Below are 14,563 nucleotides of genomic sequence, written 5' to 3'. Positions count from 1 at the left end.
CCATGAGCTTGACGACCCGATGCGCGGCGATCGCGCTGCTGCTGGGCCTGGGCGCCTGCGGCAGCCTGGTGCCGTCGACCGACGCGCCGCGTCCGCCGCTGCGCGAAGACTTCCGTCCAGCCGCTCCGGCATCGGCGGCATCGGACGCCGGCTCAGCCTCGGCCGCGACGCCCACCGCAACCCCGACCGCGAACGCGGCCTCGACCGAGGCATCGACCGCCGCCGCGCACGAGTGGCGCGGCTTCTTCGCCGACGCTCGGCTGGACGAGGTGGTGGCGCTCGCGCTCGACCAGAACCGCAGCCTGCGCGCGAGCGCGGCCGCCGTCGAGCGGGTGCGGGCGCAGTACCGGATCACGGCGGCGGATCGCCTGCCGGAGATCGGCCTGGGCGCCTCCGCGACGCGCCAGCGCACGACCAACGGCGAGGGCGCGACGACCACCTACGGCGTCAACCTGGGCCTGGCGAGCTACGAGATCGACCTGTTCAACCGCTTGGGTAGCCTCGAGGGCGCGGCGTTGTCGCGCTTCCTCGCGGAGCAGGAGACGCAGCGCAGCGCGCGGCTGAGCCTGGCCGCCGAAGTCGCGACCGCGTGGCTGTCGCTGGCGGCGGCGCAGCAGCGACTGGTGCTCAACCAGGCGCTGCGCGACAGCCAGCAGCGCTCCCTCGACCTGGCGGAGCGGCAGTACGCGCTGGGCGCGGCGTCCGGCCTCGACCGCGCGCGGGCGCGAACCGCCTTCGAATCGGCGCGGGGCGATGCGGCGGAAAGCGTCGGCGCGGTCACGCAGGCACGGCTGCAGCTGGAGCTGCTCGTCGGGCAGCCGGTGCCTGATCGCCTGCTGCCGACCCCGCAGCCCGCGTTGCCCACGGTGACCGCGCTGCCGGAGCTGCCCGGCGGCCTGCCCGCCGAGGTGCTGCTGCAGCGCCCCGACCTCCGCGCCGCGGAGCAGCGCCTGCGCGCGGCGGCCTTTGACGTCGGTGCCGCGCGCGCCGCGCGCTTCCCGCGCCTGACCTTGACGGCCAGCGCCGGCACGCGCAGTCCCGACCTGGATGGCCTGTTCAAGAGCGGCAGCGGCGTGTGGAGCCTGGTCCCGCAGATCGACCTGCCGCTGTTCGATGGCGGAGCCCGGCGCGCTCAAGTCGAGGTCAGCGAGGCCAGCCGGCGCGAGGCGCTGGCGAACTACGAGTCGGCGCTGCAGTCCGCGTTCCGCGAGGTCGCGGACGCGCTCGCGGTGCGCGATCAACTGGCCGAGCGGCTCGATGCGCAGCAGGCGCAGGTCGACGCGGCGGCGCAGTCGCTGCGCCTGGCCGAGCGCAGCTACCGGCTCGGCGGCAGCAGCCAGCTGGAGCTGCTGGACGCCCAGCGGCAGCTGACCACCGCCCAGCGCGTGCTGGTCACGCTGCGCCAGACCGAGCAGGTCAATCGCGTCGCGCTGCTGCGCGCGCTCGGCGGCCGGTGGACGCCCTGATGAGGTGACGCGGTGACGCGGTGGTGATGCGGTGGTGACGCGGGCCCGGTCGTGTCGATCACGACCGAGGCTTTTCCCTCATGGATCGACCCGGTGCCGGGCCGGAGCGAACTGGCCAAGAATGCGGGGACACGAACCACACCATTCTTGTTTCAGGGAGCGAGGGATGAATCGAATTCGCGCAGGGCGGCTGACCGCCTGGGCGAGCCTGTGCGCGCTGGCCGCGCTGGGCCTGATGGGAACGGCGCAAGGCGCGCCCGCAGGGCAGGCCACGGCGGCCACGACGGCCGCCTCACCACCGCCGATCGCCGACTTCTTCCGCGACCCGCAGGTGCGTCGCCCCAAGCTGTCGCCGGACGGCCGCGCGGTCGCGATGATCGTCAGCAACTCGGAGAGCGAACGCAGCGCGCTCGCGGTGATCGAGCCGGACCAGGGCAACCGCATCACGGTGGTGGCCAGCTTCACCGACTCCGACATCGCCTTCTTCGACTGGGTGGGCAGCGACCGGCTGGTCTACACCTCCGGCAAGGACGAGGCCGGCAGGCGGCGCGACGGGAACAGCGCCGGCCTGTGGACCGTCAAGCGCGACGGCAGCGAGCGCCGGCAGCTGATCCTGACGCGCTACGCGCAGGAGAGCCGGCTCGAGTCGCGCATCATCACGCGCGCGCTGCCCTTCGAATGGTTCCTCTATGACGTGCCCGATGACGACAGCGGTGAGGTCATCGTCGGCTACGGCCGTTACGACGCGCGCTGGGACCTGAAGTCGGTCCAGCTGGCTCGCCTGAACATCGAGACGCAGCAACGCCGGACGCTGGAGGCCAAGTCGCCGCCCAACGTGGTCCGCTGGGAACTCGACCCCGGCGGCGAGCCCTGGGCGCTGCAGACCCATGACGAGGACCGCGAGGCGCTGTACTTCAAGACGGCCGAGGGCGCCTGGACGCTGGCGCAGTCCGGCGACTGGGTCAACTCGCCCACGGCGGAGCCGCTGGCCTCCGACGGCCGCGGCCTGCGCCTGGTGGTGGCCGGCACGCCGGCGGGCACGCAGGCGCTGTACCGCATCGATCCCAAGACGCTGAAGCAGGAGGACGAGCCGCTGGTCTCGGTGCAGGGCTACGACTTCCAGGGCGAGGCGGTCTTCGACGCCGAGAGCCGGCGCCTGCTGGGCCTGCACTATGAAAACGACGCGCCGTCGACGCACTGGTTCGACCCGACGCTCAAGCGCATGCAGGCCGAGGTCGACGGCGCGCTGCCGGGCCGCATCAACCGGCTGGCCTGCCGGCGCTGCCTCAAGACGGGGCGGGTGATGGTGACCTCGATGTCGGACACGCAGCCGCCGGAGTACTTCCTCTACGACCAGGGGACCCACAAGCTGCTGGCCTTCGGCGCCGCGCGGCCGTGGATCCGCGCCGCGGAGATGGCGCAGGTCGACCTGTCGCGCGTGCGCGCCCGTGACGGGCTCGAATTCCCGGTGATGGTCACCAAGCCCCGCGGTGCCGCGGCCGGCCCGCGTCCGGCCGTCATGCTGGTGCACGGCGGGCCCTTCGTGCGCGGCACCTCCTGGGGCTGGAACGCCTTGCCGCAGTTCCTGGCCTCGCGCGGTTATGTCGTGATCGAACCCGAGTTCCGCGGCAGCAGCGGCTATGGCGACCGGCTCTTCCGCGCCGGCTGGCGGCAATGGGGCGAGGGGATGATCGACGACCTCAGCGATGCGCTGGCCTGGGCCGTCAAGCAGGGTCTGGTCGATCCGAAGCGGGTCTGCATCGCGGGCGCGAGCTACGGCGGCTACGCGTCGATGATGGCGCTCATCAAGGACCCGGGGCAGTACCGCTGCGGCGTGAGCTGGGCCGGCGTGACCGACCTCGACTACCTCTTCACCCTGGACTGGAGCGACGCGAGCGATGCTTCGCGCCGTTTCGGCATGACCGCGATGATCGGCGACCGCGTCAAGGAGGCCGAGCGGCTGCGGCGCACCTCGCCGCTGCGCCGCGCGGCCGACCTGAAGGCGCCGGTCCTGATCGCCCACGGCATCGACGATCGCCGCGTGCCGATCGACCACGCGACCGACTTCCGCCGCGCGCTCGAGCGGGCCGGCCACAAGGACGTCGAGTACGTCACCTACAACGGGGAAGGCCACGGCTGGCGCATGCTGGCCACGGACGTCGACTTCTTCGGGCGGATGGAGCGCTTCCTCGCCAAGCACCTCGCCACGAAGGATCCCGCGACCCCGACCAGCGCGCAGTGAGGCGCCCGGCCTCGCCGGGAGGCGAGGCCGGTGCCCGCGCGGCGCGGCTTACCAGCCGATGGTGTAGGTCACCGTCGTCGGCGCGTTCGTGTGCGGCGAGGGGCTGAAGCTGCCGACGTCGTCGTAGGCGAAGCCATCGGCCAGTCCATGGCCATTGGCGTGGCCCTCGGTGCGCAGGGCTGTGCGATGTCCGGGCGGCCGGCGCGGGACGGGCGAGTGGCGGCATCGGTGCGGACCGACCTCGCTTATCGTCGTCCCGGACCTCGCAGCCTGTCCCCGCCATGCCGCCCACCCCCAGCGCCGATCCCGCCGCAAGCTTCTCGTTCCGACGGATCGCGGTGCCGGCCTTCGGGCCGTCGCTGCTGTTCGGCCTGGGGGAGGGCGCTATCCTGCCGATCGTGCCGCTGATGGCGCGCGAGCTGGGCGCGTCGGTGTCGATGGCGGCCTTCGTGGTGACGCTGATCGGGCTGGGCTCGCTGCTCAACAACATCCCGGCCTCGCTGATCACGATGCGCTGGGGCGAGCGCTGGGCCATCGTGGCGGCCGGCGTGTGGAGCGCGCTCGGCATGGCGCTGTGCGTGCTGCTGCCGGGCGTGGTGCCGCTGGCGATCGGCTGCTTCATGGTGGGCATGTCGCAGGCGGTCTACAACCTGGCGCGCCAGAGCTACCTCACCGAGGCGGTGCCGGCCGTCTATCGCGCGCGGGCGCTGTCGACGCTGGGTGGCGTGATGCGCATCGGCATGTTCATCGGTCCCTTCCTGTCGGCCGCGGCGGTCCATGCCTTCGGGCTGTCTGCGGCCTTTGGCGTGGGCATCGCCGGCGTCCTGGCGGCGGCGGCCATTGGCGCGCGGTTGCCCGACCTGGAGCTGCCGCCGCACCTCGCGGGCGCGAGCGCGCCGGCGCCGGTCACGCTCGTCACCATCCTGGCCGACCACCGCCGCGTGTTCCTGACGCTGGGGCTGGGCGTGCTGCTGGTCAGCGCGGTGCGGGCCTCGCGCCAGGCGGTGATCCCGCTGTGGGCGGACCACCTGCTGCTGGCGCCGGCGGTGACTTCGCTGATCTACGGCATCTCCGGCGGCATCGAGATGCTGCTGTTCTATCCGGCCGGACGCGTGATGGACCTCAAGGGCCGGCGCTGGGTGGCGGTGCCGTCGATGGCCCTCATCGGCCTGGCCCTGCTGGCGATGCCGTTCAGCACCGGTTTCGTCTCGCTGCTGGCCGCCGCGACGGCGATCGGCCTGGGCAACGGCATCGGGTCGGGCTTGATCATGACGCTGGGCGCCGACCACGCCCCGCGCCACGGCCGCGCCTACTTCCTCGCGGTGTGGCGCTTCCTCTCGGACCTGGGCGGCTCCTGCGGCCCGGCCTTGCTCTCGGCGCTGGTGGCGACCGCGTCGCTGGCCGGCGGCATCGCGGTCACCGGCGGGCTGGCGCTGCTGGCGGCGGGGCTGCTGGGCGTGTGGATTCCGGCGCGAAACGCGGCAACGCCGGCAACGCCGCCGCGCTGAGCCTGGGTCGCTGGCTTCGCGGTGAGGACCGCGGTGCGAAGCCCTACAGTCGCGGCATGTCGTCCGAATCCCAGCCCCAAGCCGGATCGCCGCTCAAGCGGCTGCGCACCGCGCGCCTGCTGATGCGCGCCTCGGCGCCCGCGATGGCCGAGGCCATCATCGATTACCAGTCCCGCAATGCCGCGCACTTTGCGCGCTGGGACCCGACGCGGCCGGCCGATCATTGGGACCTGGAGCCCACGCGGGCCCGCCTGGCGCGCGAGGAGGCCGGTTTCGAGGCCGGCACGATCTGGCGCTTCTGGTTGTCGCTGCACGAGGCGCCGGATCGCGTGATCGGCCAGTGCGCGCTCTCCGACGTGGTGCGGGGCGTGTTCCAGAGCGCGATGCTGGGCTACAGCCTGGACCAGGGCTGCGTCGGCGGCGGCCTGATGCAGGAGGCGCTGAAGTGCCTGCTCGACCAGGCCTTCGGGCCGGCGGTGTCGCTGCATCGGGTGCAGGCGTCGGTGAGGCCCGAGAACGCGCGCAGCCGCCGCGTGCTGGAACGCCTGGGCTTCCGGCGCGAGGGTTTCAGCCCGCGCTACCTGTTCATCGACGGCGCGTGGCGCGACCACGAGACCTTCGCGTTGATCAATCCGGGGTGGGGGGAGACGCAGCGGCCGGTGGCGTGAGCGGCAGTCCGGCCGGCGCGCTGTGAAGCGTTGCGTTCATGCCAACTCGCTTGAAATCGACCTGCTAGGGCGTGCCTAGACTGGGCTTCGGTCTCAGGTGAAGCGAGGGCGTGGTCAATGGAACCAGGCGATTTTGAGCAACAGCTGTTCGCGATGTTCTATCGGGAGGTGAACGTCGTCGAGCGAAGGGGGCAGTTTGCGGTGTCCCTGCCTTTCGAAGGGCGGGACGGAGATTGCCCTGTCATCCATGTCGCACGGGAGAACGAAGGCTGGCGATTGAGCGACTCGGCCAACACGCTGATGCGCCTCAGCTACGAGAACGATTTGACGGAGCTTCTCAGCGGCTCATGTGGCGAGCACTTTCAGCGGGTGCTTCGAGAGTGCGGTGTCTCGGATCACGACGGAGAGCTGGTCGTCGCCGTTGGCGTCAATGATCTGGTGCGAGGCTTGTTCCGGTTGGGGCGGTGCATTTGCCGGCTGGAAGATTTAGGACTTAGAAGCCGCGGCCGCGATTTCGCACTGTCGAGTACTCCCTCCGCATGAGCATCTGCGCCGAGCTTCTTTGTCCGGGCATGCCGGCTCACGCAGGCTACGGCACTGTCTTGATCGATGAATCCTTGAAAGCCCCATGGTCCTTCGCTCGCCATTTCCTTCGCCGTACCGCCACGCCATCCCGTTGAGCGTCGTCGCGCTCGCCGCCATCGCCAGCTTCGCGCCGTCGGTGCATGCTCAAAGCTCGTTGCCTTCGGCGGCGGCATCGGCGGATCAGCTCCAGCAGGTCGTCGTCACCGGCACGCGCCGCGTCAATCGCACGGTCGCCGAGTCCGAGTCGCCTGTCGACGTCCTCAGCGCCGCGGACCTGCAGCGCACCGGGACCACCGAGCTTGCGACAGCGCTCGGGCAGTTGCTGCCCTCGCTGAACTTCCCGCGCCCGTCGCTGACCGACGCCTCCGACGCGGTGCGGCCCGCCCAGTTGCGCGGGCTCTCGCCCGACCAGACGCTGGTGCTGATCGACGGCAAGCGCCGCCACACCACCGCGGTGGTCAACATCAACGGCACGCAGGGGCGGGGGGCCGCGCCGGTGGACCTGAACACCATTCCGCTGGCCGCGATCGAGCGCATCGAGGTGCTGCGCGACGGCGCCGCGGCGCAGTACGGGTCCGACGCGATCGCCGGCGTCATCAACATCGTCCTGAAGAAGGGCGCGCGCGGCGGCGGCGTCAATGCCGAGCTCGGCCAGACCGATGCCGGCGACGGCTTGCGGCACACCGAATCCGCCAGCGCCGGATTCGCCCTGGGGCCGGACGGATGGATCCGCTTCGCGCTCGAGAACCGCCATCAGCAGCGCACCAACCGCGCCGGCGTCGACACCCGCGAGGCGGCGAGCGAACCGCGTTTCGGGCAGGTCAACAACCGGCTCGGCGATCCGGACAGCCATCAGCAGGCCGCCGTGCTGAACGCCGAGCTGCCGCTGGCCGGCGCGCTGCAGGCCTATGCCGTCGCCACGCTCAGCCATCGCGACACGGTGTCCGCCGCCTTCTGGCGCACCCGCGCCACCGCGGTGGCCAACGACGTCGCCGACCTGTATCCCGAGGGCTTCCTTCCGCTGCAGCGCAGCACCACGGTCGACGTCGGCCTGATCGCCGGCGTGCGGGGCGAACTCGCCGGCTGGTCCTGGGACGCGAGCCTCAACCATGGCCGCAACCGCTTCGACATCGACGTCACCGACACCGCGAACTACTCGCTGGGCAATGCCAGCCCGACGCGCTTCGACGCGGGCCGGCTGAGCAACCAGCAGACAGTGCTCAACCTGGATCTCTCGCGCGAAATCGACCTCGGCCTGGCCGCGCCCTGGACGCTGGCCCTGGGCGCGGAGGCTCGCCGCGAGCGCTACGAGATCGACGCCGGCGAGCCCGCGTCGTACCAGAGCGGCGGCGCGTCCGGTTTCCCCGGCTTCCAGCCTGGCAATGCCGGCGCGCATGCGCGCCGCGACGTGGCGGCCTATGCCAGCCTGGAAGGCCGGGTGACGCAGGCCTTCAGCGCCTCGGCCGCGCTGCGGGCCGAGCATTACGACGACTTCGGCGGCGCGAGTTCGGCCAAGTTGTCGGGCCGTTATGCCTGGTCGCCGGCCGTGGCGCTGCGCGGCACCGTGTCCACCGGCTTCCGCGCGCCGTCGCTGGCGCAGCGGTTCTTCGCCACCACCTCGACCAATCTGATCAACGGCGCGCTGGTGGAAGCGGGCACCTTCCCGGTCGAGTCCGCTGCCGCCGCGGCCCTGGGCGCGAAGCCGCTGAAGCCGGAGAAGTCCCGCAACCTCAGCCTGGGCCTGCTGCTGCAGCCGCTGGCGCAGTGGCAGACCACAGTGGACGTCTACCAGATCGACATCGACGACCGCATCCTGCTGTCGGCCAACCTCTCGTTGCCGACCGCGCTGCGGGACCAGCTGGCCGCGCAGGGCGTGCTGGTGAGCGCCGGGCGCTACTTCACCAACGCGCTGGATACGCGCACCCGCGGTGTCGATGTCGTGAGCACCTGGCAGCAGGACTGGGGCCGTGCCGGCCGCGGCCAGTACACGCTGGCCTACAACCACAACAGGAATTCGGTGCGCCATGTCGACGACAACCCGGCGCTGCTGAGCGCCAACAACCTGACGCTGATCGATCGTGTGACGCTGGCGCGGGCGACCGTCGGCTCGCCCAAGGACAAGCTGGTGGCGAGCGCGGAACACCGCTGGGGACCGTGGAGCGGCCGCGTGGCCGCCAGCCGCTACGGCAGTTTCGTCATCCGCCAGTCCAGCGCGGCGAACGACCAGACCTTCGGCGCGGCCTGGCTGCTGGACGTGTCGGCGGGATGGGAGCAGGGCGCCTGGCAGGTCAGCGCGGGTGTCGACAACCTCACCGACCGCTATCCGGACCGGGTCATCGCCGCCAATGCCATCGGCGGGATCCTGGCCTACAACCAGTTCTCGCCCTTCGGCTTCAATGGGCGGCAGTACTACGCGAAGGTGGGTTATCGGTGGTGATCCACCTGGCGCGGAACCGGCCGGCGAGCGCCGGCCGCGGGCCTCAGACCAACCCCTGCTTGCTCGCCAGCACGGCCGCCTCGGCGCGGCTGGAGACGTTGAGCTTCTTGTAGATGGACTTGATGTGGTCGTTGACGGTGAACCACTTGATGCCCATCAGGTTCGCGATCTCCTTGATCGTGAAACCCTTGCTGAGGTAGGTCAGCACCTCGTTCTCGCGCGGGGTCAGGCGTTCCCATTCGGGCACCGGATCCAGCGTCACGCCGCGCCCGCTGGGCGTGGCCGTCGAGGTCAGGCTGCCGAAGCCGGAGTTCAGTCCCATCGGCCCCGAATCGCCGGTGGAGCCCGGCCGGAAATGCGACAGCAGCCGCCGCGCGATCGCCGGCGACAGCGGCGGCTGGCCGCGCACGATGCGCTGCAGTTCCTCGACCAGCACCTCGAAACGGTCTTCCTTCAGCAGGTAGCCGTCCGCGCCGCGCTGCAGGGCCGGGAAGAGGTGGTCGTCGTCCGAGTACAGCGTCGTGACGATCTTGACCGCAGGCTTGCCGGACAGCTCGCCCAGGAACTCCATGCCGTTGCCGTCCGGCAGCTCCAGGTCGATCAGGATCAGCTTGTAGCCGTTGCCGGCGCTGCCGTCGCTCTCGACCTTGGCGAGTTGCCGGCGGGCGCCTTCCAGGTCGCCGGCCTCGGTGATCTCCATGCCATCGCTGAAGCTTTCACGCACCACGCGGCACAGGAAGCTGCGGGCGACGGGGTTGTCTTCGACGATGAGAACTTTGACGGCCATGGTGTGGGGAGCAAAAGCTGCCCGCATCCTAGCAGCGGCCCCCCGGCTTGCATGCCCCGTGAAACAGGGTGTCGACGGGCGGTCAGCCGTTGACGACGACCAGCTTGCCCACCACCTGCCGCGAGGCCATGCGCTCGAAGGCCTGCGGCAGCGACGTCATCGGCAGCACCTGGTCGATCACCGGCCGGATCTTGCCGGCGGCATACCACTGCGCCAGGGTCGCCATCATCGCGGCGTTGCGCTTGGGTTCGCGCTTGGCGAACTCTCCCCAGAACACGCCCACCAGTGACGCACCCTTGAGCAGGGCCAGGTTCAGCGGCAGCGCCGGGATGGCGCCCTGGGCGAAACCCACCACCATGTAGCGGCCGCGCCAGGCGATCGAGCGGAAGGCCGCTTCGGCCAGGTCGCCGCCGACCGGGTCGTAGATGACGTCGGGGCCGCGGCCCTCGGTGTGGGCCTTGATCTCGTCGCGCAGCGAGCCCTGGGTGTAGTTGATGGTGGCATCGGCGCCGATCTCCCGGCAACGCGCGCATTTCTCGTCGGACGAGGCCGCCGCGATCACGCGTGCGCCCGCCGCCTTGGCGATCTGGATCGCCGCCGTGCCGACGCCGCCGGCCGCGCCCAGGATCAGCACCGTTTCGCCCGGCTGCAGCGCGGCGCGGTCGATCAGCGCATGGTGGCTGGTCGCATAGGTGCAGATGAAGGCGGCCGCGTCCTCGAAGGGGAAACCCGGCGGCAGCGGCATGGCCAGCGCGGCCGGGACCAGCGCCTCGGTGCCGAAGCCGCCCGTGCCGGTGAACGCCGCCACCGCGTCGCCTGGCTTGAAGCCGCTCACGCCGTCGCCCACCGCCTCGACGATGCCGGCGAACTCGGTGCCCGGCACGAAGGGCAGCGGCGGCTTCATCTGGTACTTGTTCTGGATGATCAGCAGGTCGGGGAAGTTCAGGCTCGCCGCCTTGATCGCCACCTTCAGCTGGCCCGGCCCGGGCGTGGGAGACTGCAGGTCCTTCCATTGCAGCGCCTCGACGCCGACGGGGTTCTCGCACAGCCAAGCCTTCATCTCTCGTCTCCTTGTCCAGGCCTCCGGTGGAGGGTCGGGGCGCATGATAGGCAGCGCGCCGCGCGGCCCGCGTCGCCGGGGTGACGGCCTGCCTACAATGCCGCCCCATGCGCATCCTCATCGCCAACGACGACGGCTACCTGGCCCCCGGTATCGCCGCCCTGGTCCGCGCGTGCGAAGGGCTCGGCACGGTGGAAGTCATCGCCCCCGAGCAGAACGCCAGCGGCACGTCCAACTCGCTCACGCTGCACCGGCCGCTGTCGGTCTACACGGCGTCCAACGGCTATCGCTACGTCAACGGCACGCCGTCCGACTGCGTCCACCTGGCGCTGACCGGCCTGCTCGACTACAAGCCCGACCTGGTGCTCTCGGGCATCAACAACGGCGCCAACATGGGCGACGACACGCTGTATTCCGGCACCGTCGCCGCGGCCACAGAGGGCTACCTGTTCGGCGTGCCCTCGATCGCGTTCTCGCAGGTCGAGAAGGGCTGGGACCACCTCGACGCCGCGACCGCCGTGGTGCGGGCGCTGGTCCAGGACGTGATCGCCGGCGGACTGGACCGGCCCTTCCTGCTGAGCGTGAACATCCCCAACCGCGCCGACGCCGCCGCGCTGCCGCGCCGCATCACGCGCCTGGGCCGCCGCCACGCCAGCGAGGCCACCATCCAGCAGCGCAGCCCGCGCGGCGACATGATCTACTGGATCGGCCCGGCCGGCGCCGAGCGCGAGGCCGGCGAGGGCACCGACTTCCACGCCACCGGCAACGGCGCCGTCTCGATCACGCCGCTGCAGGTCGACCTCACCGAACACGCGACGCTGGACGACTGGCGCCAGCGGCTGCAGACCGCCGGCCGTCCATGACCTCGCTGCCGCCCCGGCCCAAGCGCTTCCCGCTGTCGCTGGACAAGCTCGCCCCGGCGCGCCCGGGCGCGCCGTCCGCGGCCGCGGCCGCCGAGGCCCGCGAGCCGCTCAAGCCGCAGGGCCACTGGCAGCAGGCCGCCGCCATCAAGGCGCGGCAGACGACGCCGATCGGCCTGGGGCTGGACTCCGCCGGCGTGCGCCAGCGCATGGTGGACCGGCTGCGCCGCGAAGGCCTGACGGACGAGCGCGTGCTGCAGGCGCTGGCGACGGTGCACCGGCATGCCTTCGTCGACTCCGCGCTGGCGACGCAGGCCTATGAGGACACCAGCCTGCCGATCGGGCACGGCCAGACCATCTCCAAGCCGTCGGTCGTCGGCCGGATGATGGCGCTGATGCTGGACGCGCCGGGCGCGCGCCAGCGCGGACATCTCGGCAAGGTGCTGGAAATCGGCACCGGCTGCGGCTACCAGGCGGCGCTGCTGATGCAAGTGTCGAAACAGGTCGTGTCGGTCGAGCGGCTGCGGCCGCTGCACGACAAGGCCCGCGCGAACCTGGTCGGCCACCACCAGGTACGGCTGGTCTACGGCGACGGCATGCTGGGCCATCCGCCGTCCGCGCCCTACGACAGCATCATCTCGGCCGCCGGCGGCGACGACATCCCCAAGGCCTGGCTGGACCAGCTCGCGCCGGGCGGCCGGCTGGTCGCGCCGATGACCGCGCCCAGCGGCCGCGGCCAGGTGCTGGTGCTCATCGACCACGTCCGTGACGCGGCGGGCTCGCGCTTCGTGCGCAGCCTGCACGAAGCGGTCCTGTTCGTGCCCCTAAAATCGGGGGTCCTGTAGCGCGGCAGCCTCACGGCTCCCGCGCTTCGGCTTTCGCAACGACAAACACGCGCGCATGCAACATCTCTTCCGTTCTCCGCTGCTTTGGGTCTCCGTGGTGGTGCTGGCGCTCACGGGCTGCCAGAACACACCGCATCGCGCGCCGGTGGAGGACCGCGCCGTCGGCAAGGGCGCGTCCGCGCAGTCCGCGATCCCGGGCACCGCGGTGACGCCCGCGCCGGAATCGAAACCGCTGCCCGGCGCCGAGAACGCCGGCAAGCCCGGCTACTACACCGTCAAGCCCGGCGACACGCTGATCCGCATCGCCATGGACAACGGCCAGGGCTGGAAGGACGTGGCGCGCTGGAACGGCATGGACAACCCCAACCTGATCGAAGTGGGTCAGGTCTTGCGCGTGGCGCCCCCGGGCGTGGATCCGGCCGCGGTGACGACCAAGCCGCTGGCGAGCTCGAAAGTCGAGACCCGGCCGCTGGATGGCAAGTCCCCGGCTCCGGCGACGGGCAGCGCGTCCGCCGCCTCGGCGCCCGCCACCGCCGCCGCGACGCCCGCACCCGCCACCCGCGACGACGACGACATCAGCTGGGGCTGGCCCGCTTCCGGCCCGGTGGCCGCGGGCTTCGACGAAGTCCGCAACAAGGGCCTGGCGTTCTCCGGCAAGCCCGGCGACCCGGTGTTCGCCGCCGCCGATGGCCGCGTGATGTACGCGGGCGCGGGGTTGCGCGGATACGGCAACATGATCATCATCAAGCACAGCACGAACTATCTGACGGCCTACGCGCATAACCAGACGTTGCTGGTGAAGGAAGACCAGGTGGTGCGCAAGGGCCAGAAGATCGCCGAGATGGGCAGCAGCGACGCGGATTCGGTGAAGCTGCACTTCGAGGTGCGCAAGCAGGGCAAGCCGATCGATCCGTCGAAGCTGTTGCCCGCGCGCTGAGGGCGCTCAAGGAGGCGCCGCAACATGACCTTGCAACGCGCCTCTTCGTCAGATGGACTCTCGCCCGACGGCCTGGACCGCCCCGGTCATCCAGGCCGTTTCAGATTGCCGCCCGAGCTGGCGGCCGAGTCCGCCGAGCCGGCTGACGACCATGACGCCGCCGCGCCGGCCGAGGGCGATGCGGCGGACAGTCCCGAGGTCGTGGCCGACGAGGACGATGAAGTCCGCGCGCTGCGCAGCGCCGAGTCCGAGGACGGCAAGAGCAAGTCCAGGAACGGCAAGGGCGACCTGGGTCCCGCCGACGGCGACGCGACCAACGCCCTGCAGGCCTACCTGCGCGACATCCGGCGCACCCCGCTGCTGACGCCTCAGGAGGAGTACGACACCGCCGTCAAGGCGCGCGCCGGCGACTTCGAGGCACGCCAGGCGATGATCGAGCACAACCTGCGGCTGGTCGTCAGCATCGCCAAGAACTACCTGGGCCGCGGCCTGCCGATGAGCGACCTCATCGAGGAAGGCAATCTCGGCCTGATGCACGCGATCGGCAAGTTCGAGCCCGAGCGCGGTTTCCGTTTCTCGACCTACGCCAGCTGGTGGATCCGCCAGGCGGTGGAGCGCGCGCTGATGCATCAGGCGCGGCTGGTGCGGCTGCCGGTGCATATCGTGCGCGAGCTCAATCAGGTGCTGAAGGCGCGCCGCGCGCTGGAGGCGCTCGCGGCGCAGCGCGGCGGCGAAGGTGCGGTGCGCGCCGAGGATGTCGCGCAAGCGCTCGGTCGCCCGGTCGACGAGATCGCCGAGCTGCTCGCCTATGCGGAACTGCCCAGCTCGCTCGATTCGCCGGTGGACCGCAATGGCGACGGCGGCGAATCGATGCTGGACCTGGTCGCCGACGAGCAGGCGGTCGACCCGGCGGGCCACCGGCTCAGCCATGAGCTCGAGGACCTGCTCAAGAGCGGGCTGGCCTCGCTGAGCGACCGCGAGCGCGAGGTGCTCGCCGGCCGCTACGGCCTGGCCGACCGCGAGCCGGAGACGCTGGACATCCTCGCCGTGCGGCTGGGCCTGACCCGCGAGCGCATCCGGCAGATCCAGATCGAGGCGCTGGCCAAGCTCAAGCGCAACATGATGCGGCAGGGCATCAGCCGGGATTCGATCTTCTGATTCGCGGCGC

At 71.2% G+C, this 14,563-nt stretch carries 12 protein-coding genes; 10 read left to right on the top strand and 2 right to left on the bottom strand.

The annotated features are described in order from the left end of the window. The first annotated feature begins 2 nt into the window (after nucleotides 1–2). From BM393_RS11290 to BM393_RS11265, 6 genes are all read left to right on the top strand, one after another. Nucleotides 3–1,466, top strand: coding sequence for an efflux transporter outer membrane subunit (locus tag BM393_RS11290; protein ID WP_175538289.1), 1,464 nt, complete (start codon nucleotides 3–5; stop codon nucleotides 1,464–1,466). 166 nt (nucleotides 1,467–1,632) lie between these two features. Next, nucleotides 1,633–3,708: a S9 family peptidase gene (locus BM393_RS11285; protein ID WP_175538288.1), complete on the top strand. Its 2,076-nt coding sequence runs from the start codon at nucleotides 1,633–1,635 to the stop codon at nucleotides 3,706–3,708. 281 nt (nucleotides 3,709–3,989) lie between these two features. Continuing rightward, nucleotides 3,990–5,216 (top strand): MFS transporter, encoded by a 1,227-nt coding sequence (locus BM393_RS11280; protein WP_091724852.1) that lies wholly within the window; start codon nucleotides 3,990–3,992, stop codon nucleotides 5,214–5,216. A 56-nt stretch (nucleotides 5,217–5,272) separates the two neighbouring features. Further along, entirely contained in the window at nucleotides 5,273–5,884 is a 612-nt protein-coding gene (locus BM393_RS11275; protein WP_141225298.1) for a GNAT family N-acetyltransferase, read from the top strand. A gap of 117 nt (nucleotides 5,885–6,001) precedes the next feature. Next, a complete protein-coding gene (locus BM393_RS11270; RefSeq protein ID WP_091724850.1) occupies nucleotides 6,002–6,427 on the top strand; it encodes a DUF1828 domain-containing protein in 426 nt (141 codons plus the stop codon). 85 nt (nucleotides 6,428–6,512) lie between these two features. Then, entirely contained in the window at nucleotides 6,513–8,906 is a 2,394-nt protein-coding gene (locus BM393_RS11265) for a TonB-dependent siderophore receptor (RefSeq protein WP_091724849.1), read from the top strand. Nucleotides 8,907–8,949: 43 nt separating this feature from the next. Here the strand turns inward: BM393_RS11265 and BM393_RS11260 are convergent, their stop codons facing one another. Further along, nucleotides 8,950–9,693, bottom strand: a complete 744-nt coding sequence (locus BM393_RS11260; protein ID WP_091724848.1) for a response regulator transcription factor — start codon at nucleotides 9,691–9,693, stop codon at nucleotides 8,950–8,952. A gap of 82 nt (nucleotides 9,694–9,775) precedes the next feature. After that, the gene (locus tag BM393_RS11255) at nucleotides 9,776–10,753 is read right to left on the bottom strand and encodes an NADPH:quinone oxidoreductase family protein (RefSeq protein ID WP_091724847.1); all 978 of its coding nucleotides are present in this window, start codon (nucleotides 10,751–10,753) and stop codon (nucleotides 9,776–9,778) included. Between the two features lie 107 nt (nucleotides 10,754–10,860). Between BM393_RS11255 and surE the strand changes: the two genes are divergently transcribed. Genes surE through rpoS form a run of 4 tightly spaced genes read left to right on the top strand, consistent with a single transcriptional unit; the run spans nucleotide 10,861 to nucleotide 14,553 of the window. Next, complete coding sequence (gene surE, locus BM393_RS11250; RefSeq protein WP_091724846.1) at nucleotides 10,861–11,616, top strand: 5'/3'-nucleotidase SurE; 756 nt, start codon at nucleotides 10,861–10,863, stop codon at nucleotides 11,614–11,616. Further along, a complete protein-coding gene (locus BM393_RS11245) occupies nucleotides 11,613–12,458 on the top strand; it encodes a protein-L-isoaspartate(D-aspartate) O-methyltransferase (protein ID WP_091724845.1) in 846 nt (281 codons plus the stop codon). The genes surE and BM393_RS11245 overlap by 4 nt, the downstream gene beginning before the upstream one ends. A 55-nt stretch (nucleotides 12,459–12,513) precedes the next feature. Continuing rightward, on the top strand, nucleotides 12,514–13,395 hold the full coding sequence (locus BM393_RS11240; protein ID WP_091724844.1) for a peptidoglycan DD-metalloendopeptidase family protein: 882 nt from the start codon (nucleotides 12,514–12,516) through the stop codon (nucleotides 13,393–13,395). 24 nt (nucleotides 13,396–13,419) lie between these two features. After that, entirely contained in the window at nucleotides 13,420–14,553 is a 1,134-nt protein-coding gene (rpoS, locus tag BM393_RS11235) for an RNA polymerase sigma factor RpoS (protein ID WP_091724843.1), read from the top strand. Nucleotides 14,554–14,563 lie beyond the last annotated feature (10 nt).

It is taken from the genome of Mitsuaria sp. PDC51, assembly GCF_900113225.1.
Taxonomy (GTDB): domain Bacteria; phylum Pseudomonadota; class Gammaproteobacteria; order Burkholderiales; family Burkholderiaceae_C; genus Roseateles.
The sequence above is the reverse complement of the archived record's forward strand: the minus strand, read 5'-3'. Positions and strand labels throughout refer to the sequence as shown.